The following is an 18,039-nucleotide window of genomic DNA, read 5'->3' on the forward strand; positions in this document are numbered from 1 at the left end:
CCGGCCGGTGGTCCGGCGCGTCAGAGTTCCTCGGGATCCCGGCGTTCCAGGGGGCGCAGCGCCGGTCCCTGCAGGATCTCGCCGTCGACGCCGAAGCGGGAACCGTGGCAGGGGCATTCCCAGGTCCGTTCGGCGTTGTTGAACGCGACCAGGCACCCCATGTGCGTGCAGACGGCCGACACGGCGTGCAGTTCTCCCTGGTCGTCACGGTGTACGGCGCAGGGCCCGCCGGCGGCTCGGACCACGGTGCCGTCACCCGGCCGCAGGCCTGCGGCCGGGCCGTTGGTGCCGTCGCCGAGGGTGTCCAGGCGGTCCTGCACGAAGTGCTTCCCGACGTCCCACTGGGCCTTGAGGTACGTCGGCGCCGATCGCAGGGCCGAGCCGACCCGGCCGGGGTCGTACAGGCCGTCCCAGGGCTCCTCGTCGCCGCGGACGAGTGAGGCGATGACCGTCGCGGCCAGGACGCCGCCCGTCATGCCCCAGCCGGCGAAGCCGGTGGCGACGTAGACGTTCTCGCCGTTCGTGGGCAGGCGGCCGATGAGCGGCAGCGTGTCGGTCGAACTGTTGTCCTGCGCGGCCCACCGGTGGGCGATGGTGAAGCCGGGGAAGTGCTGCTCGGTCCAGGCCAGGAGTCGGGCGTACCCGGCCTCGGTGTCCTCTCCGGTGCCCGGTGTGAAGGCTTCCCCGGTCACGATGAGCAGCCGTCGGCCGTCCGGCAGGGGCGAGGTGCGGACGGATCGCTTGCCCTCCTCCTCCGAGATGTACATGCCCTCGGGGTCCTGGCCGGCGGGCAGGGGGCCCGCGATCACCAGGTCCCGGTGCTGCGTGAGCCTGGTGGCGAGCAGGGCCTTGTCGAACAGGGGGTGATGGGTGGCGACGACGACGTGCCCCGCGGCAAGGGTGGCACCGGATTCGGTGCTGAGCACGCACGGATCCCCGTCGTCGAGCTGCGTGACCCGGGTCCCCTCGTGGATGCGTCCGCCGCGCGCGGCGACGTCCTCGACGAGTCCCCGCAGGTACTTGAGGGGGTGGAACTGCGCCTGGTCCTCCACCCTGACGGCCCCGGCAATGGGGAAGGGCAGCCCGCTCCCGGTGACGAACGACGCGCTGAGGCCGGCCGCCCGCGCCGCCTCGGCCTCCGCGCGCAGGGCGTCGACGCCCTCGGGATCCCGGCAGTAGGTGAAGGCCGGGCGGCTCTCCAGTTCGCAGTCGGTGCCCAGTTCACCGGACACCTCGACGACGTGCCGCAGGGCGGCGCTCTGGGAGGCGGCGTACCGACGTGCGGCGTCGTCCCCGTGCTTGCCGCGGATCGTGTCGTACACCGCGGTGTGCAAGGCGGTGAGCTTGCCGGTCGTGTGGCCCGTCACCCCGCCCGCCAGCCGGTCCGCCTCCAGTACGACGACGGAGCGCCCCGCACGCGAGAGCTCCCACGCCGTGCTGAGGCCGACGATGCCGCCGCCGACGATCGCCACGTCCGTTTCGACTGCCCCGGACAGCGGGGCGAAGGTCGGCAGGTCCGCCGTCTGCATCCAGTAGGAGCGTCCGGTGTCCGAAAGTCGGTTCATATCCGGCGACTGCCCAGAAAACCCACCCGGATGCCGTGAGCGCATTGCGGGACATTCCGGTTCGCCGACGTGGCAGGGGGCACGCGCACCATGGGGGCCACGGATCGAACACCACACTGCGCAGCACACTCCGCAGGGAGGCGTCATGAAGGCACTCACATGGCACGGCAAGCGGGACGTCCGTTTCGAATCCGTTCCGGACCCCGACCTCAAGGACCGCGACGACGTGATCGTGAAGATCACGACCACCGGCTTGTGCGGGTCGGACCTGCACCTCTACGAGGTCCTGGGGGCGTTCCTCGACCCCGGCGACATCCTGGGGCACGAGCCCATGGGCATCGTGGAGGAGGTGGGGCCGGAGGTCGGCTCGCTGAAGCCGGGGGACAGGGTGGTCATCCCGTTCAACGTCTCGTGCGGCACCTGCTTCATGTGCGAACGGGGGCTGCAGTCCCAGTGCGAGACGACGCAGGTGCGCGAGCACGGGACGGGCGCGGCGCTCTTCGGGTACACGAAGCTCTACGGTCAGGTGCCCGGCGGCCAGGCCGAGTACCTACGGGTCCCCTTCGGCAACCACCTGCCCATCCGGGTGCCCGACGGGCCGTCCGACGAACGTTTCGTCTACCTGTCGGATGTGCTGCCGACGGCCTGGCAGGCGGTCGAGTACGCGGCGGTCCCGAAGGGCGGCAGCGTCGCCGTGCTGGGCCTGGGCCCCATCGGGGACATGAGCTGCCGCATCGCCGCCCACCGCGGTGCCGGCACGGTCATCGGTATCGACCTCGTCCCCGAGCGGCTCGAGCGGGCCCGGCGCCGCGGCTACCACGCCCTGGACCTCCTGGAACGGGGCGAGGGCCTGACGGACGCCGTCCGAGAACTCACCGGCGGGCGCGGTCCGGACGCCGTCATCGACGCGGTCGGGATGGAGGCCCACGGCAGCCCTGTCGCAGCCGCCGCGCAGAAGATGACCACGTTCCTGCCGGATGCCGTGGCGGCGGCCCTGATGAAGCGCGCGGGCGTCGACCGGCTGTCCGCCCTCTACACCGCCATCGACCTCGTCCGCCGCGGCGGAACCGTGTCGGTGTCCGGTGTGTACGGGGGCGCGGCCGATCCACTGCCCCTGCTGACCCTCTTCGACAAGCAGCTCACCCTGCGCATGGGCCAGGCCAACGTCTGGCGCTGGGTCGGCGACATCCTTCCCCTGCTCACCGACGGCGACCCCCTGGGCGTCGACGACTTCGCCACGCACCGGTTGCCCCTGCAGGAGGCCCCGAGCGCGTACGAGATGTTCCAGGAGAAGCGGGACGGCGCCGTGAAGGTGCTCTTCACTCCGTGACAGGGGCGGCCGCCCGCGCGCGTTCCGGCGCGATCCGGTGTCAGGAGGATTCGGCCGCCAGGAGCTCACCGGCCTGGAACTGGTCAGCCCCGCCGGAGCGGGGCTGCGCCGTACGTCTGCCCGGTGCCGGGAATCCCACACCTGGTGTCGCACAAGCGATCGGTTCCTCCCTCGGCCGAGGGAGGAACCGATCGCCGTGGGCCGTGCGACCGTGGCGCGCGGCCGGGGGTCACGCGTGCCGGTGCGAGCGCCGGTTCCCGATGACCAGGCGGTAGAGGGCCAGAAGGATGACCGAGCCGACGATGGCGGCGATCCAGGTGGAGAGGTCGAAGAAGCCGTCGATGGAGTCGACGCCGAAGACGACCTTGCCGAGCCAGCCGCCGAGCAGGCCACCGGCGATGCCGATGAGCGTCGTGACGATGATCCCGCCCGGGTCCCTGCCCGGCATCAGTGCCTTGGCCACGAGTCCTGCCAGCAGGCCGATCAGGATCCAAGCGATGATGCCCATGTGCGTCTCCCGCCGTGGTGCGTGTCAGGTAACTGTCACGTCGCTTGTGCACGCTCCGCGCGATCCCAAACTCGGGTGGTGCGACGGGCGGTGCGCGGGACGCCGCCGGCCCCGGCGCGACGGCCGGCCGCCGCCGGACGGCTCCGCATGATCCTCCGGCAGCGGGGAAGACGCCCCGGGCACGCATGTGGCGCGCGGGAGGAACCGGCAGGAGAGCCGGCTCACGAGCCCGAGAGGTGGAGCATGACCTCGAGACGAGCGGGCACCGGCCCGACGGAGACCCCTGCCGACACCGGCGAGCGGGCGACCCCGTGGAGCGACTTCCGGCGGGTGCTCGACCAGATGCACGGACTGCTGGAAGACGTTCACCCGGACGACGGAGCCGACGCCCCGCAAGCGGCGCCCGGCGGTGCCGCCGTGGCCAGCGGTGGCCTGCGGTGATACCGCGGCCGCGGGGCGGTGAACGCCGCCCACGCCGCTTCGCCCGGTGACGGGATGCCCGGTCCGGAGGAGGTGGCGGCCCTGGCGGAGTGGGTGGGCATCGCGTCCGTCTCCTCCGACGCGGACCGGGACGACGACGTACGCCGGTCCGCCCACTGGCTGGCGGACACCCTGCGCGGCGCAGGCTTCCCCCGTGCGGAGCTGTGGGAGACGGAAGGCCTCCCCGCCGTCCACGCCTGCTGGCCGGCCGCCGATCCCGACGCGCCGGTCCTGCTCGTCTACAGCCATCACGACGTACACGCCGTCGTTCCCTCCGAGTGGCGGCTCACCGCCCCCTTCTCCGCGCTGCAGGCCGACGGCCGTCTCTACGGGCGGGGCGCCTCCGACGCCAAGGGCCAGGTCCTGTGTCACCTGTGGGCGTTGCTTGTGCACCTCGCCGAACGGCGCGCCCCAGCCCCGGCCCTGACGGTGAAGTACCTGATCGAGGGGGAGGAGGAGATCGGTTCGGTCCACCTCGCCGCACCTGCTGTCGCAGCACGCGGGCGACCTGGCGGCGGACGTGGTCATGGTCTCCGACTCCATGCTCTGGTCCCTGGACGAGCCGGCCGTCTGCTGCGTGGTCCGCGGATCGGTCACCGCCTCGCTCACCGTCCGAGGCGCCCGGCGGGACATCCACAGCGGAGCCGTGTCCGGCGCCGCCTCGAACGCGGCCGTCGAGCTGTGCCGGGTGCTGGACCTGCTGAGCGACGATTCGGGGCGGATCACTCTGCCCGGGTTCTACGACGCGGTGAGCGAACCCGCGCCGGACCTGCGGGCGTCACTCGACAGCCTGCCCTTCCACCTCCCGTCCTGGCAGGCCGACACCGGCACCTTCGCCGACGTCGGCGAAGCGGGGTACACGGCACCGGAGCGCCTCTGGACCCGACCGTCGGTCGAGATCGCCCGCCTCACCGCCGGCCGTACCGACGCTCCGGCGTTCGGACTTATCCCGGCCGAGGCCGGCGCCGACCTGCTCTTCCGGCTCGTCCCCGACCAGCGGGCCGACCAGGTCGCGCAACAGCTGCGCGGCTGGCTGGACGGACACCGCCGACCGGGCTACGCCTACGAACTGGACGTTTCCTCCACCATCTCGGACCCCTACCGCACGCCGGCGGAGCATCCTGCCCTCGCGGCGTTGCACAGGGCGGTCGGGCACGCCTACGGCGCTCCGGCCCGGCCCATCGGCAACGGCGGGGCGACCCCCGCCGCGCAGCTCGCCCGGGCCTGCGACGCGCCCGTGCTCTTCTTCGGGACGGGTCTGCCGGCGGACCGGTGGCACGGTCCCGAGGAGCGCGTGGAGCTCCGATCCCTCAGACTGGGAACCCGTGCACTGACCCGGTTCCTCGATGAACTGGATGCCCGCTCGAGCAGGGCGCGGCGGTGCCGCCCACACGCCGAGTGAGCAGGCGTCCGCTTGAAAGCCCCAGGTGCGGGCAGGTGCGGAACATGTCGATCGCCTGTTGGACCGGCTCGTCCTGTGCCGGTCGAGCCGGCACAGGAGTGCAGAAGCATGGTGTATGCGACCTGGCCCGCCGACAAGGGTGGGGTATTCCGGGCGTCCCGGGGCGCCGAGGCATGGCGAGGTGCGTCATGTGCGGCCTGAGCGGAGAGGTACGGTTCGACGGCCGCCGCCCCGATCTTGCCGCCGTCGAACGCATGACCGATGTGATGGAGCCGCGGGGACCCGACGGCAGAGGGATCTGGTCCCAGGCGGCGGTCGCCCTGGGCCACCGGCGCCTGCAGATCATCGACCTGTCGGAGCGCGGCGCCCAGCCCATGGTCGACGCGCAGCTCGGCCTCACGGTGGTCTTCAACGGCTGCATCTACAACCACCGGGAGCTGCGCGCCCGGCTCGAAAGGCTCGGGTACCGCTTCTTCTCCGACTCCGACACCGAGGTCGTCGTCAAGGCGTACGCGGAGTGGGGACGCGAATGCGTCGAGTTCTTCGTCGGCATGTTCGCCTTCGCCGTAGCGGAACACCACTCGGGACGTGTCGTCCTGGGCCGCGACCGGCTGGGCATCAAGCCGCTCTACGTCACCGAGGACTGCGACCGCCTCCGCTTCGCCTCCTCGCTTCCGGCCCTGCTCGCGGGCGGGGGAGTGGACACGTCCATCGACCCGGTGGCCCTCCACCAGTACCTGAGCTGGCACGGCACCGTGGTCGCGCCCCGTACGGTGCTGGCCGGCGTACGGAAGGTCCCTCCGGCCACCGTCCGGGTCGTCGAACCCGACGGCACCCGCCACGACCACTGCTACTGGCAGCCGACGTACACCAGGCACTCCGAGCTCGGCGACGACCCCGTGGCCTGGCGGGAGGCCGTGCACGACGCGCTGCGGACCGCCGTGAGGCGCCGTACCGTCGCGGACGTCCCCGTGGGGGTGCTCCTGTCCGGAGGCCTGGACTCGAGCCTGATGGTGGCGATGCTCGCCGAGGAGGGTTTCGAGGACATTCCGACCTTCGCGATGGGCTTCGAGGAGGAGAACGGTGAGGACGGCGACGAGTTCGTGTACTCGGACCTGGTCGCGCGCCGGTTCTCGACCGCCCACCAGCAGTTCATGATCCCGTCCGACCGGCTTCCCGCAGCGCTGGAGGACGCCATCGGCGCCATGAGCGAGCCGATGGTCAGCCACGACGCGGTGGCCTTCCACATGCTGTCCGAACACGTCTCCAAGGAGGTCAAGGTCGTCCTGTGCGGCCAGGGCGCCGACGAGGTGTTCGCCGGCTACCACTGGTACCCGCAGATCGCCTCGGCCTGCCGGGCGGGAGCGGACGACGCCTACGCCCGCGCGTACTTCGACCGCACGCACGCCGACCTCACCGCCATGATCCACCCGGACCTCGCGGCCGGCCGCGACGCCTCGATGGACTTCGTCCGGAGCCACATGGCCACCCCAGGAGCCGATACCGCACTCGATGCCGCCCTGCGCATGGACGTCCACGCCCTCATGCCGGACGACCCGGTCAAGCGGGTCGACAACATGACCATGGCCTGGGGCCTGGAGGCGCGGGTGCCCTTCCTGGACCAGGACCTCGTCGAGCTGGCCGCGGCCTGTCCGCCGGGGCTGAAGCTCGCGGACGGCGGCAAGGCAGTGCTCAAGCAGGTCGGACGCACCGTACTGCCCCGGCAGGTCGTCGACCGCCCCAAGGGCTACTTCCCCGTGCCGGCCGTGCGCCACATGGCCGAGCCCGTGCTGGCCCGGGTGCGGGACGCCCTCATGGCCCCGGAGGCACGCCGACGCGGGATCTTCGACGCACAGGTCGTCGGTGAACTGCTCGCGCAGCCCAACCGCCACCGCGCACGGCGCGGGGCCAACACCTTGTGGCAGGTGGCGACGCTGGAGATCTGGCTCCAGGCGCACGGCATCCGGTGAAGTGACGGGACCGGGTGGTGGGAAAACTCAGGAAACGGAAGCCTGGGAGAGGTGGCCATGCCCCTGGAGCGGACGAACCTCGTGGATCACGCACTCGGTACGGCGGGCGGGACGACGGCGGCCCCCGGAACCGGGGGGACCGGCAGCACGTCCCCCGCACCGGCGCCCGTACCGGTGCGGATGCCGGACCATGTCGGCGCCGACCCGCCCACGCTGCTCACCGTGCACGGATGCTGGTACCCGTCTGCGGACCCCACCGGTGAGCACGTGGCCTTCATCTGCGACCGGGCGGGCGTCCCCCAGCTGTGGAGCGGCCCCGCCCGGGGCACCGAAGCCCATGTCCTGGACGGCGACCCCGATCCGGTGACCGAGGTCTCCTGGTCCCCCGACGGGCGCTGGATCGCCTACACCTCGGCGCCGGGCGGCGGGGAGCACACCCGCGTCCTGGTGGTGCGCCCGGACGGAACCGGACGGCAGGTTCTCGCCGGTGCCGAGCCCGGAAGCTCCGCACACCTCGGGTGCTGGACCCGTGACGGCACCGCCCTGGCCGTCACGGTCGCCCAGCCTTCCGTGCCGGGCGCGGAGCACACCGGGGCGGGGCACCTCCCGTCGGACGCCGACGGTGCGGCCGCGAGCGGCGTCCGGGGCCCCGGCGCGGCCTGGTCCGAGCGCGACGGCACCGCGACCCTCCTCGGGGGCGGGGCGGCACACCGGCCCGCGCGGTCCCGCGACCGGGCACCGTCCGTGCACGTGGGGGCCGGCCCGGTGCCGGCCCTCGGCCAGGTCCGCGGTGGCGGCCTCGCGGCGTACCTGGTCGACCCGGACGGCGCGCACGCGCCCGTCCTGCTGTACGGCGAGGAGGGAGCGGCGTCACTGCGGGTGTGCGACACCAGCCCGGACGGCCGCTTCGCGCTCGTGCGCCGTGGCCCGCGCGGCCGGCGCGAGGCCCTCGTCCTCGACACCGGCTCCGGCCGCACCACCTTTGCCCTGCACGTCGCCGACGGGGACCCGTGGATCGGCCGGTTCTCCGCCGACGCGCGGACCGTGTGGCTGCGCAGCGACACGGACCGCGAATTCGCGGCCTTCCTGCGGGTCCGGCTGGACGAGGAGGGCGCGGGCCGGAGCGTAACCGTGGCGGCGGAACGGGAGGGAGCCGCCCTCGACCTGCTGAGCGTGCCCGACCACGGCCGCTGGGCGCTCCTGGCCTGGAACGTCCACGGCGCGACCGAGCTGGAAAGCACGGGCCTGCCCCTCACCGATGCGGACGGCGACGTCGGACCGCGACACTGCCCGGTGCTGCCGCACGAAGTGGTGACCCGCATCGCGCCCGTGGAACGCGGCGGCCTGTTCGCCGCGCTGGCCGGGTCCCGGCGCCGGCCGGGCATCTGGGAACTGGACCAGGGCCTCGTACCGGCGCGCGCCGGCTGGTCGGCCTCCGACGAGGACGCGGTACCGCCTGGGCGGCCCCCCGTACGCCCCGTGCCCCTGCGCTGCCGCGCCCGGGACGGGCTGATGCTGGGGGGCTGGTACTACCGGGCGCCGGGCCAGGACCCGGGCAGGCCCGCCCCGTGCGTCATCCACCTGCACGGCGGTCCCGAGGAACAGGAGCGGCCGGTGTTCAGCCCGCTCTACCACGAGCTCCTCGGCAGGGGCCTGGACGTGTTCGCCCCCGACGTCCGCGGCTCTTCCGGCTGGGGACGGTCGTTCGTGGACGCCGACCTCGGCGCCGGACGGTTCGCGGCCATCGACGACGTCGCCGACTGCGCCGCGCACGTCGTCTCCCTCGGCTATGCCGACCCCGTGCGGCTGGGGGTGATGGGCCGCTCGTACGGGGGCTACCTGACCATGGCCTCCCTCGTGTGGCATCCGGACCTCTTCCGTGCCGGGGTGGCCGTCTGCGGGATGTCGGACTTCGCCACGTTCTTCGCCGGCACCGAACCGTGGATCGCCCAGTCCGCCGCCGCCAAGTACGGACATCCCGAACACGACCGGGACCTGCTGCGCGCCCTGTCCCCGATGAGCCGCATCGACCAACTGCGCGCGCCCGTGCTGGCCGTCCACGGCGAACACGACACCAACGTGCCCCCGACGGAGTCGGAGCAGTTCGTCCGTGCGGCACGGGGCCGTGGAATACCGGCGCGACAGCTGACGCTGCGCGACGAGGGCCATGAATTCCTGCGGGCGGACAACAGACGGCTCTACCGGCGCGCCGCCGCGGACTGGCTGGAACGCCACCTCGGCAGCAGTGCGGCCCCCGGCCGTCAGACCACGTGACGGCCGGGGGGAGCGGCAATGCGCACCCTCCCCGTGGCACAGCCGCCGACGGCCCGTCCCCTTGCGCAGCGGCGCGTGTTCCACGCGCGGACCGGCTGCTGAATGCCCATCGGTTCAGGGGCGGCGCCACCGGTCGTGGTCCATGTGCGATCCGGCCATCGGACCCATCCGCAGCATGCCCCCGTCCACGGCCCAGGAGGCCCCCGTGACGTACGAGGCCTCGGCGCCCGCCAGGAAGGCGATGACGGCGGCGACCTCCCGGGCGTCACCGGGACGGCCGGCGGGAATGCCCGGACGGGACTCGGTGCGCACGTCCCCGTCCTCCTGACCCGTCATGGGGGTGGCGATCTCCCCAGGAGCCACGGAGTTGACGGTGATGCCGTGTTCGGCGAGTTCGAGTGCCATCACCTGGGTCAGGAGGCCGAGTCCGCCCTTGGCGGCGCAGTACGGCCCGGAGCCGACGCGCGGCTGGTGCTCGTGGACCGAGGTGACGTTCACGATCCGGCCGCCTCCGCCCTGGCGGATCATGTGCCGTGCCGCCCGCTGTCCGCACAGCAGGGGACCCACCAGGTCGACGTCGAGGACCTGGCGCACGGTCGCCAGGTCCAGGTCCAGGAAGGGCGTGGCGGTTCCGGTGCCCGCGTTGTTCACGAGCACGTCGAGGCGACCGAGTTCGCCGGCCAGCCGGTCGATGACGTCGGCGGCGGCGGGCAGCTCCGTCAGGTCGAGCCGGGCGAGGACGGCACGCCTGCCGTGCGCCCGGACCTCCTCGGCCGTGCGCCGGGCGCCCTCTTCGTCCTGGTGCCACGTGATGCCGACGTCCAGTCCGGCCGCGGCCAGTCGGGCGGCCACGGCGCGTCCGATGCCCGAGTCGGAACCGGTGACAACGGCCGCGACCGGGGAGAAGTCGGATGGACCGATCATGTTCAGACGTTCCTTTCGACGAGGGCCCGAGGGCCCGCGAGCCTCTCGCGGCCGTCAGCCTTCGACGCCGGTCGAGGTGTGGGCGGCGCCCACCGGTTTGGATTCCGGTGAGCCGCGCTGGCGCAGGTACACGGACAGGATGACCATGGCCGCCACGGCCAGGAGTTCCGACTGCCAGTTCTGCAGGGTCCGGTTCCAGAAGTCCGCCGAGACGACGTAGCCGCCCCATCCGACCGGGTCCTGGAGCCGGCGCAGTTGCTGCTCGTCGTAGGCGGCCATGCCCGTGATCGACTGGGCCGCCCAGGACAGGAGGAACACCCCGCCCATGACCAGGCCCAGCGAGCGGGCGTACACGCCCTGGCGCCAGTCCTTGCTGGCTGCCCAGCGGGGCGAGTCCTGCGTGGCGTGGTCGCCCACGCGCTGCTCGCGGTCGGACTCCGTGCCGATCTTGTGGAGTTCCTTGGACTCGGGCGAGCCGCGCTGGACCAGCCAGACGGTCCCGAAGATGTAGAGCGAGAACTGCAGGAACTCCGACTGCCAGTTCTCGGTGACGTCCACGGCGAAGTCCGACGTCGTCACGTACTGGCTCAGGCTGATCCGCTGGAGGCCGTCGACGGTGAGCTCCTCGTTGAACTCCGCGTGGCCGGCCAGCGCCTGACCGAGAAGCACGACGAGGAACGCGCCTCCGAAGGCCAGGGTGAGGCTGTTGTCCCTCCAGAAGCTCCCGCGTCGTTCCCGGTCCTGCCCCTGTCGGCTCATCGGTGCATCGCCCCGATCGCGATGAAGTACCCCAGCCCGCCCACGATCACGATCAGGCAGGCGGCGAACAGACCCCGCATCTCAGCCTCCCTCCACCAGACACCGGTAGGGCTGGTCGCCCTGCGGTGTGCAGCCGGCCGCGACCACCCGCCATCCGCCGGTGAACTGCGACAGGAACAGCGTCTCCTCCCCGGCGCGGACCAGGGCCTGCCGCCCGTAGACCTCCGGCGTGCCGATCGCCGCCGACACCGGCAGCTCCTGGCTCCCGAGCGCCCGCGCGCACGTCTGCTTCTCGTCCTGTTCCAGCCGGCCGCGCGTTTCGGGGGCCAGCAGCTCGCACGCCGCGGCGTAGTCGCGGGAGGCGAGCGCCCCTTCGAAGACGCGGACGGCGTCCCTGGCCCCGTCCACCCGTGCGGCAGAGGCCCCGCAGCCCGTCAGCAGCGCAGCGGCCAGACCGGCCGAAACCGCGGCGTCGCGCACAGACCGGCGGACCGGACGCGGACGCGATCGGGACCCGCTGCCGGGCGGTGTCATCAGCTGGTGGCGCTGGGCACGGCCAGCGGGTCCCGCGGGGCCTTGGGCTTCTCGGCTTCGAGCTGCCGGCCGAGCTCGGTGAGCCGGTTGCGGCCCATGGCCTTGCGGACGTCCGGGAACCAGTCCTTCTCCTCTTCCTCCACGTGGTGGCGGACGTTCTCCATCAGAACGCTCATCTTCGCCTTGAAGCGTTCGTCGGACGGGTCCATCCCCTTGATCTCCGACAGCATCCACACGACGGCATGGTGCTCCTCGATGCTCTCCAGGATGTGGTCGGTGGTGTCGGGAGCGGCTTCTCGGGCAGCGGGATAGAAGATCTGTTCCTCGATCCAGGCGTGGACGGTGAGCTCCTCGATCACCTGGTCCGCGATCCGGCGTCGTTCGCCGGTGTCCTCGTCCCCGGTCTTCTCGAACTGCTTGAACAGCTTCTCGACTGTCTTGTGGTCGTCGCGCAGGAGCACGATCGCGTCCATGTACGTCCTCCGAGCTGGTGGATGCGGGCTGTCAGGCCGGGATGCGGCGGCCCTGCCCATCCTCACGGGGGCGGCCGCTGCTGCGGTGGGACAGCGCCGTGGGCCGCGCCCGGGTCACCCGGGTGGCCGGGCCCAAGGAGTGCCGAGCGGGTCGCCGGGTAGGCGCCTCCTGCGGTACCGGCCCGGGCGGTCGATCGGGCCAACCATGCCGGGCAGCCGGTTCCCGATCGGTGGCAGGTGCCTCCCACCTGGAAGAACAGGAGAATGATCATGAGTCGCAAATCGGACAGGGACGGGTCACAGCACGAGGCGAGCCGGCACCGGGGAGCACAGCACGGCTGGTCGCCGGACGTCGACGAGACCCATCAGCAGGACAACCCCAGCGCCCACCGGTCCTTCCACCCGGACCGCTACGCCCCCGAGAAGGGCGCCGGCAGGACGGTGTCGAAGGAGGAAGCGGGAAACCCCCACGGCAGGCCGACCGAGAGCAGCAGCCGGAGCGGCGAGGAACTGGCCCGTAAGGGCGAGGAGGGCATGCACGACGAAGGTCCGAAGGGGAAGTCGCGACGCCCCAGCGGCAGCAAGGACGCCTCCGCCTTCACCGGCGTGCGGCCCGAGGACCACCGCACCGAGGGGCCCGCCGGCCGGTGACGGCGGACCGCGCCGTCCGGTCGAGGGCGGGCGGCGCGGCCCGGGCCACCGCGACGGTCAGGGCGAAGGCGGCGCATCGTCGTCGGAGCGCGGATCTTCGTCGTCCGAGCGCGGTCCCTCGGGACGGGCGCTGTGATCGGGGTGACCTGCGGTCCGGCGTGCCTCTTTCATCTCGGCCTCGTAGAGGTGCTGCCTCCCGGCCGCCAGCGCTGCGACCGCCTGTCGTTCGAGCCCTCTGAACGGCTCGTAGTAGGTACGGTCGTACGCCTCGACGATCTGGAAGGTCCAGTGGCCGGGGATGACGTTGCGGCCCAGGATGTCCCTCTCGACCCGATCGGCCCACTCGTCGTGTCCGGCCGCCCTCAGCAGCCCGACCGCACGGTCCAGTTCCAGGTCCGCCGTCCCCGTCAGCTGGTGGAACCCGTAGAGGTGGCCCCGGGCGCGCTCCACCGTCTCCAGCGCCTTCGACAGGGACCCGAGGGCTTCCACCGTCACGTCGTCCACCCCGTCCGGGCGCCGATGTGCCGGGTCCGGTCCGTCATCGCGTCGCGTCATACCTCGGCAGTGCCCGCCCGGACCGCCCGCTCACGCCCTTCCGGTCCTCGCTTCCCCCGAAGGCAGCACCCGTACCGCAGGCATCCGCCCCCGGCTCCCGTAACGGCCGCGGTGGCCGTGGGCGCCCGCGCGGGCGCCCACGGCGGCGGGCGACCGGCCGCGTCCGGGCCGACCTCCGTGCCCCCCTGTGGCCGGAGGCGTACGGTGGAGACCAGCCCGGCCGGGGCCCGCCCGGCACCTGCCGGAGCCCGCCGGCCGTCACGCCACCGCCCGAGGGCAGCGGGCACGGAACGGGCGAGGAGGCGGTCCATGAGCACCAACCCGTCGCACTCCGATCTGCCCATGCCGGCACCCGAGCTGAAAACGGACACGATCCGTATCGGGGGCGCCGTCGTCTGTGTGCTCTCGGGTGACCTCTACCTGGGTACCGCGGCCGTCGGTGACCGCACACTGCGTGAGGCGCTGGACCCCGTGCCGGACCTGCTCGCCATCGATCTGAACGCCGTGGAACTGTTCACCGCCGACGGCCTCAACCTTCTCCTCGCCCTGCGGGACAGCGCCCACGCCGAAGGCGTCCCGCTCGTGCTGGTCTCGCCCAGCCGCGGGGTCCGACAGGTGCTGGAGATGACCGGTGCGGTCGACGCCTTCACGGTCTACGACACCGTCGAGGAAGCGATCGCACGGCACGGACATTGACCGGAGCAGCGCCGTATACCGCGGCGGACGCTGGGCAGGTGCGGGGCAACCGAAACCGTAGGCCTTCCGTCCGGGAACTGCCGTGGGACCTCCCCAGTACGTCGCCCCGCACCACCGTGAACTCACTTTCGAACGCGGTGACGCGGGAGCCTGCGGAGCGGGGATCGCCTGCGTACGCCAGGCCCTGGCCGACTGGGGGCTGACCGCCGTCGACGACGGCGACGCCGTTCTCGTCGCAGCGGAACTGCTCACCAATGCCCACCGGCACGCAGGCGGACCCCGCCGCCTGAGCGTGGACCACAGCGGCAGCGTGCTGCACATAGCCGTCACCGACCGCAGCCCCACCCCGCCCCGACTGGGGGAGCACCGTGCCCAGAGCGTCGGCGGCCACGGTGTCTTCATCGTCGACTGCCTCGCGCAGCGCTGGGGGACACGGCCCGAGGGCGAGGGGAAGACGGTGTGGGCCGACCTCGCCCTCTCTCCACAGCACCACGGTCTTAACCGCCGGGGCGACGCTCCACCGCAATGACGTCCACGTCCTGCCCCGTCCGTGCGGCCGGCGACGGGGCGGCGGCATGGCCGGCGGCGGGCGGGGCAGGCGTGGGACATCTGACCGTTCGAACCGCAGGCGGCGACATGCGAAGCGTAGGTGTGGAAGAAGAGCTGCTGCTCGTGGACGGGCGCAGCGGCGCCCCCCTGGCCGTCTCCGGGGCGGTCCTGGCGGCCGCGGAGCGATCGGCCTGGCAACAGCCCGGGAGCAGCGGCCGGCCGGACCACGAGTTCGAGAAGGAACTGCAGAAGGAGCAGCTGGAGTTCGCCACCGAACCGATCACGCACATGGGCGAGCTCCAGGAGGAGATCGTCCGTATCCGCGGCGAGGCGGCCCGCCACGCCGCGAGTGCCGGCGCCGTGGTGGCGGCGGTCGCGACATCGCCGCTGCCCGTGCAGCCGTCGCTCAACGTCGGCCGCCGCTACCGGTGGCTGAGCGAGCAGTTCGGACTGACGGCGCAGGAACAGCTGACGTGCGGCTGCCACGTCCACGTGTCGGTCGACTCGGACGAGGAGGGGGTCGCGGTCCTCGACCGCATCCGGCCCTGGCTGGCGGTCCTGCTGGCGATGAGCGCGAACTCCCCCTTCTGGCAGGGCGAGGACAGCGGCTACGCCAGCTACCGCAGCAGGGTGTGGAACCGATGGCCGTCCGCCGGCCCCGTCAGCGTCTTCGGCTCCGCCGACCGCTACCACGAGCGGGTCGACGCGATGATCGGCACCGGGGTGCTGCGCGACCAGGGGATGATCTACTTCGACGCCCGTCTGTCGGCCTCCTACCCCACCGTGGAGATCCGGGTGGCCGACGTCGGCCTGGACGCCGCCACCCCCGTCCTGCTCGCCGCTCTCGTCCGCGGACTCGTCGAGACGGCGTCCCGCGCCTGGCAGGACGGGCACCCCCCGGCCCGGGTCGATACGGGTCTGCTCCGCCTGGCCTCCTGGCGGGCCGGCCGCTCCGGCCTGGACGGCCCCCTGCTGCACCCCGAGACCATGCGGGAGACGTCCGCCGAGCACGCCGTCGAAGCGCTGTACCGGCACGTGCGTGAGGCGTTGAAGGACCACGACGACGACGAGCGCGTCCGCGAGGGCATCGCGCGGCTGCACGAACGGGGTAACGGCGCGCGCATCCAGCGCCGGCTGCACGCGGAGGGGCAGAGCCTCGCGTCCGTCGTGGCGCGCTGTGCGGAGATGACGATCGAGCCCTGAGCCGCCGGGTCGGGGCCGGTGTGAGACCGGTGTGAGACCAGGGCCGAAACCTGAAGCGTGGCATCCCGCCCGGGCGTCCCTGCGCGACACGCGACAGGGGCGCTCTGCCGTCAGACGCGCTGGGCCCGGTGGAGTGCCCGGTGGAGGAGGGTGGGCATTCCGCGCAAGCGCAGGGCCGCCCGGGCGGCGTTGGCGCCCGGCGCGCCGTGGACGCCGCCGCCGGGGTGAGCGGCGGCGGAGGCCAGGTACAGCCGTTCGACGGGCGTCTCGGGCCTCCCGGTCCCGGGGGTGGGGCGGAAGACGGTCTGCTGGTGCAGGGCGGTGGTGCCGTTGTTGATGGCGCCGTTGTGCAGGTTCTCGTCCATGGCCTGCAGGGTGGTCGGGGCCAGGATCCGGCGGGCGCGGACCAACTGGCGGAAGCCGGGTGCGAAGCGTTCCACCTGGGCCTCGACACGGTCGGCCATGGCCTCCTGTTCGCGCACGTCCCAGCGGCCGGTGATGCGGTCGGGACCGGCGTCGGCGGCGATGCGCTGGGGCAGGTGCGTGTACGCCCAGGCCGACTCCGTACCGGCCGGTGAGCGGCTCGGGTCCGCGGTGGTCATCTGCCCGAAGAGGGTGAACGGCTCGTCGGGCACGTGGCCCGTGGCGATCTGGGCGGCGAAGCGGGTGAGGCCGTCGACGCCGTCGGCGACGTGGACGGTCCCCGCGCCCGCCGCTCCCGGCGCCGTCCACGGCACGGGACCCGTCAGCGCCCAGTCGACCTTGAAGGTGGCGAAGTCCCACTGGAAGCGTTCCAGGTCCCGCAGCAGGCGGGACGGCAGGTGCTCCTCGCCGACGAGCTCCCGGTAGAGGGTGGTGGCCGAGGTGTCGGCCAGGACGGCCCGGTGCGCGCGCACGTCCTCCCCGCCCGCGGTCCTGACCCCGACCGCACGGCCCCCGCGTACGACGACGGACGCGACCCGCTCCCCGCAGCGCAGGACACCGCCGCGGCGCCGCAGGCGGCTCACGAGCGCCGCCGTCAGTGCCCCGGATCCGCCGACGGGGACGGGGAAGCCGTGGCTCTGGCCGAGCATCGACATCAGCCAGCCGAAGCCGCCGCTGCCCGCGGCCTCCGGCGCAAGGTCGGCGTGCAGGGCATTGCCTGCGAGCAGCAGCCGGCCGCCTTCCCCGGCGAACTCCTCCTCGCCCAGGCGGCGCACCGGCAGGGCCAGCTTCCGGGCCAGCCTCAGCCCCCCGGAGGCGCGGAGCTTACCGGCCAGCCGCAGCCCGGACCGGACCGGGGGGAAGGGCGTGAACAGGGCTTGGACCAGATCCGGCCCGACGCGGCTCCACGTCCGGAACATGCCCCGCCAGGCGTCGGCGTCGGCCGCGGCGAACGCGCCCAGTCCCGCGCAGGTGTCCTCCACCCGGCGCTCCAGCACGGCACACCGGCCGTCGAGCAGGGGGTGCGCCAGGACCGACGGCGCGTGGCTCCACCTCAGGCCCTCCGCGCCGAGGTCCAGGCGGGCGAGGACCGGGGAGGCGGCAGCGAGCGGGTAGAAGGCGCTGAAGACGTCCGAGACGTAGTCCGGGTGCACCCCCCGGTCGCTGCGCACGGCTCCGCCCGGTTCCTCCTGGGCCTCCAGGACCACCACGCTCCAGCCGGCGTCCACCAGCACGTTCGCGGCCACGAGTCCATTGGGTCCGGCGCCGATCACCACCGCGTCAGGCACGGAGCGCCTCGTCGGGGAGCCGTTCCGCGATCTTCGCCAGGCGGGCCAGCATGCCGCGGTGCCGGAGCTGCAGGGCCGCTTCGCTCACCGGGTTGTGCAGGGTCCCTCCCAGGCCGCGCAGGGGATGCTCGTCGCAGACGACGAGGGTCTCCTCACCCCACGGCCTGAGCCGGAGGAAGATCCGGGCCGTGCCCAGGGGCTTGAACGACGCCTCCAGTTCGAGTTCCTTGCCGGGTTCCTGGTGGCGGACGGTCGTCGTGCCTTCGGCGGACCAGGGGCCCAGCCGGATCGTGTAGCGCAGTTGTGCTCCCGTCCGGGGCCAGGAGTCGTCGAGCGGTGTGGACTCGGACGGCCCCACCACCCATTCCCCGTACAGGTTCGGATCGGCGAGTACGGCCCACACCCTGCGCGGGGGACAGTGGATGAGCTGATGACGGACGGCCACGATGGCTCC

Annotated in this window: 18 protein-coding genes and 1 pseudogene; 10 read left to right on the forward strand and 9 right to left on the reverse strand. The window is 72.8% G+C overall.

What is annotated here, in order from left to right:
• Positions 1–20: 20 nt before the first annotated feature.
• On the reverse strand, positions 21–1,565 hold the full coding sequence (locus IH80_RS0113080) for an FAD-dependent oxidoreductase (protein WP_030960281.1): 1,545 nt from the start codon (positions 1,563–1,565) through the stop codon (positions 21–23).
• A gap of 145 nt (positions 1,566–1,710) precedes the next feature.
• Between IH80_RS0113080 and IH80_RS0113085 the strand changes: the two genes are divergently transcribed.
• Positions 1,711–2,895 (forward strand): zinc-dependent alcohol dehydrogenase, encoded by a 1,185-nt coding sequence (locus IH80_RS0113085; protein ID WP_030960282.1) that lies wholly within the window; start codon positions 1,711–1,713, stop codon positions 2,893–2,895.
• A 229-nt stretch (positions 2,896–3,124) separates the two neighbouring features.
• On the opposite strand, the gene IH80_RS0113090 is transcribed toward IH80_RS0113085, so the two are convergent.
• Positions 3,125–3,403 (reverse strand): GlsB/YeaQ/YmgE family stress response membrane protein, encoded by a 279-nt coding sequence (locus IH80_RS0113090; RefSeq protein WP_030960284.1) that lies wholly within the window; start codon positions 3,401–3,403, stop codon positions 3,125–3,127.
• 243 nt (positions 3,404–3,646) lie between these two features.
• Between IH80_RS0113090 and IH80_RS0113095 the strand changes: the two genes are divergently transcribed.
• From IH80_RS0113095 to IH80_RS39205, 5 genes and pseudogenes are all read left to right on the forward strand, one after another.
• Positions 3,647–3,844 carry a hypothetical protein gene (locus tag IH80_RS0113095; RefSeq protein ID WP_030960285.1) on the forward strand — a complete coding sequence of 66 codons (198 nt, stop codon included), beginning with the start codon at positions 3,647–3,649 and terminating at the stop codon, positions 3,842–3,844.
• 54 nt (positions 3,845–3,898) lie between these two features.
• A pseudogene (locus IH80_RS47350) lies at positions 3,899–4,369 on the forward strand (M20/M25/M40 family metallo-hydrolase); the annotation flags it as partial.
• Positions 4,370–4,409: 40 nt separating this feature from the next.
• Positions 4,410–5,285, forward strand: a complete 876-nt coding sequence (locus IH80_RS40785) for a M20/M25/M40 family metallo-hydrolase (protein ID WP_051809209.1) — start codon at positions 4,410–4,412, stop codon at positions 5,283–5,285.
• Positions 5,286–5,473: 188 nt separating this feature from the next.
• Complete coding sequence (locus IH80_RS0113105) at positions 5,474–7,255, forward strand: N-acetylglutaminylglutamine amidotransferase (protein ID WP_030960286.1); 1,782 nt, start codon at positions 5,474–5,476, stop codon at positions 7,253–7,255.
• A 57-nt stretch (positions 7,256–7,312) separates the two neighbouring features.
• On the forward strand, positions 7,313–9,529 hold the full coding sequence (locus tag IH80_RS39205; RefSeq protein ID WP_078906491.1) for a prolyl oligopeptidase family serine peptidase: 2,217 nt from the start codon (positions 7,313–7,315) through the stop codon (positions 9,527–9,529).
• A 114-nt stretch (positions 9,530–9,643) separates the two neighbouring features.
• Here IH80_RS39205 and IH80_RS0113115 read toward each other — a convergent pair whose 3' ends face one another.
• The 4 genes from IH80_RS0113115 to IH80_RS0113135 form a co-directional block, all read right to left on the reverse strand.
• Entirely contained in the window at positions 9,644–10,453 is an 810-nt protein-coding gene (locus IH80_RS0113115) for an SDR family oxidoreductase (RefSeq protein ID WP_051809211.1), read from the reverse strand.
• 54 nt (positions 10,454–10,507) lie between these two features.
• Positions 10,508–11,212 (reverse strand): DUF6766 family protein, encoded by a 705-nt coding sequence (locus IH80_RS0113120; RefSeq protein ID WP_051809214.1) that lies wholly within the window; start codon positions 11,210–11,212, stop codon positions 10,508–10,510.
• An 81-nt stretch (positions 11,213–11,293) separates the two neighbouring features.
• Positions 11,294–11,692 (reverse strand): hypothetical protein, encoded by a 399-nt coding sequence (locus IH80_RS0113130; protein WP_030960292.1) that lies wholly within the window; start codon positions 11,690–11,692, stop codon positions 11,294–11,296.
• Positions 11,693–11,745: 53 nt separating this feature from the next.
• On the reverse strand, positions 11,746–12,219 hold the full coding sequence (locus IH80_RS0113135; RefSeq protein ID WP_030960293.1) for a hemerythrin domain-containing protein: 474 nt from the start codon (positions 12,217–12,219) through the stop codon (positions 11,746–11,748).
• Between the two features lie 270 nt (positions 12,220–12,489).
• Between IH80_RS0113135 and IH80_RS0113140 the strand changes: the two genes are divergently transcribed.
• Positions 12,490–12,870, forward strand: coding sequence for a hypothetical protein (locus IH80_RS0113140; protein ID WP_037879815.1), 381 nt, complete (start codon positions 12,490–12,492; stop codon positions 12,868–12,870).
• Positions 12,871–12,927: 57 nt separating this feature from the next.
• Here the strand turns inward: IH80_RS0113140 and IH80_RS0113145 are convergent, their stop codons facing one another.
• Entirely contained in the window at positions 12,928–13,425 is a 498-nt protein-coding gene (locus IH80_RS0113145) for a hypothetical protein (RefSeq protein WP_030960296.1), read from the reverse strand.
• Between the two features lie 309 nt (positions 13,426–13,734).
• Between IH80_RS0113145 and IH80_RS44690 the strand changes: the two genes are divergently transcribed.
• From IH80_RS44690 to IH80_RS0113160, 3 genes are all read left to right on the forward strand, one after another.
• A complete protein-coding gene (locus IH80_RS44690) occupies positions 13,735–14,121 on the forward strand; it encodes an STAS domain-containing protein (RefSeq protein WP_051809216.1) in 387 nt (128 codons plus the stop codon).
• An 82-nt stretch (positions 14,122–14,203) separates the two neighbouring features.
• Positions 14,204–14,650, forward strand: coding sequence for an ATP-binding protein (locus tag IH80_RS40795; protein ID WP_051809217.1), 447 nt, complete (start codon positions 14,204–14,206; stop codon positions 14,648–14,650).
• 107 nt (positions 14,651–14,757) lie between these two features.
• The gene (locus IH80_RS0113160; protein WP_030960301.1) at positions 14,758–15,873 is read left to right on the forward strand and encodes a glutamate--cysteine ligase; all 1,116 of its coding nucleotides are present in this window, start codon (positions 14,758–14,760) and stop codon (positions 15,871–15,873) included.
• Between the two features lie 110 nt (positions 15,874–15,983).
• On the opposite strand, the gene IH80_RS0113165 is transcribed toward IH80_RS0113160, so the two are convergent.
• Positions 15,984–17,585 (reverse strand): phytoene desaturase family protein, encoded by a 1,602-nt coding sequence (locus IH80_RS0113165; RefSeq protein ID WP_030960302.1) that lies wholly within the window; start codon positions 17,583–17,585, stop codon positions 15,984–15,986.
• Positions 17,578–18,030 (reverse strand): SRPBCC family protein, encoded by a 453-nt coding sequence (locus IH80_RS0113170; RefSeq protein ID WP_030960303.1) that lies wholly within the window; start codon positions 18,028–18,030, stop codon positions 17,578–17,580. Before IH80_RS0113170 ends, IH80_RS0113165 begins: the two co-directional genes overlap by 8 nt.
• Positions 18,031–18,039 lie beyond the last annotated feature (9 nt).

It is taken from the genome of Streptomyces sp. NRRL S-378, from assembly GCF_000720645.1.
Classification (GTDB): Bacteria; Actinomycetota; Actinomycetes; order Streptomycetales; family Streptomycetaceae; genus Streptomyces.

Bases quoted from the DNA above. Each gene is read 5' to 3' on its own strand.
- IH80_RS0113080 (WP_030960281.1), bottom strand. From the start codon at position 1,565: ATGAACCGACTTTCGGACACCGGACGCTCCTACTGGATGCAGACGGCG.
- IH80_RS0113085 (WP_030960282.1), top strand. From the start codon at position 1,711: ATGAAGGCACTCACATGGCACGGCAAGCGGGACGTCCGTTTCGAATCC.
- IH80_RS0113090 (WP_030960284.1), bottom strand. From the start codon at position 3,403: ATGGGCATCATCGCTTGGATCCTGATCGGCCTGCTGGCAGGACTCGTG.
- IH80_RS0113095 (WP_030960285.1), top strand. From the start codon at position 3,647: ATGACCTCGAGACGAGCGGGCACCGGCCCGACGGAGACCCCTGCCGAC.
- IH80_RS40785 (WP_051809209.1), top strand. From the start codon at position 4,410: ATGGTCTCCGACTCCATGCTCTGGTCCCTGGACGAGCCGGCCGTCTGC.
- IH80_RS0113105 (WP_030960286.1), top strand. From the start codon at position 5,474: ATGTGCGGCCTGAGCGGAGAGGTACGGTTCGACGGCCGCCGCCCCGAT.
- IH80_RS39205 (WP_078906491.1), top strand. From the start codon at position 7,313: ATGCCCCTGGAGCGGACGAACCTCGTGGATCACGCACTCGGTACGGCG.
- IH80_RS0113115 (WP_051809211.1), bottom strand. From the start codon at position 10,453: ATGATCGGTCCATCCGACTTCTCCCCGGTCGCGGCCGTTGTCACCGGT.
- IH80_RS0113120 (WP_051809214.1), bottom strand. From the start codon at position 11,212: ATGAGCCGACAGGGGCAGGACCGGGAACGACGCGGGAGCTTCTGGAGG.
- IH80_RS0113135 (WP_030960293.1), bottom strand. From the start codon at position 12,219: ATGGACGCGATCGTGCTCCTGCGCGACGACCACAAGACAGTCGAGAAG.
- IH80_RS0113140 (WP_037879815.1), top strand. From the start codon at position 12,490: ATGAGTCGCAAATCGGACAGGGACGGGTCACAGCACGAGGCGAGCCGG.
- IH80_RS0113145 (WP_030960296.1), bottom strand. From the start codon at position 13,425: ATGACGCGACGCGATGACGGACCGGACCCGGCACATCGGCGCCCGGAC.
- IH80_RS44690 (WP_051809216.1), top strand. From the start codon at position 13,735: ATGAGCACCAACCCGTCGCACTCCGATCTGCCCATGCCGGCACCCGAG.
- IH80_RS0113160 (WP_030960301.1), top strand. From the start codon at position 14,758: ATGCGAAGCGTAGGTGTGGAAGAAGAGCTGCTGCTCGTGGACGGGCGC.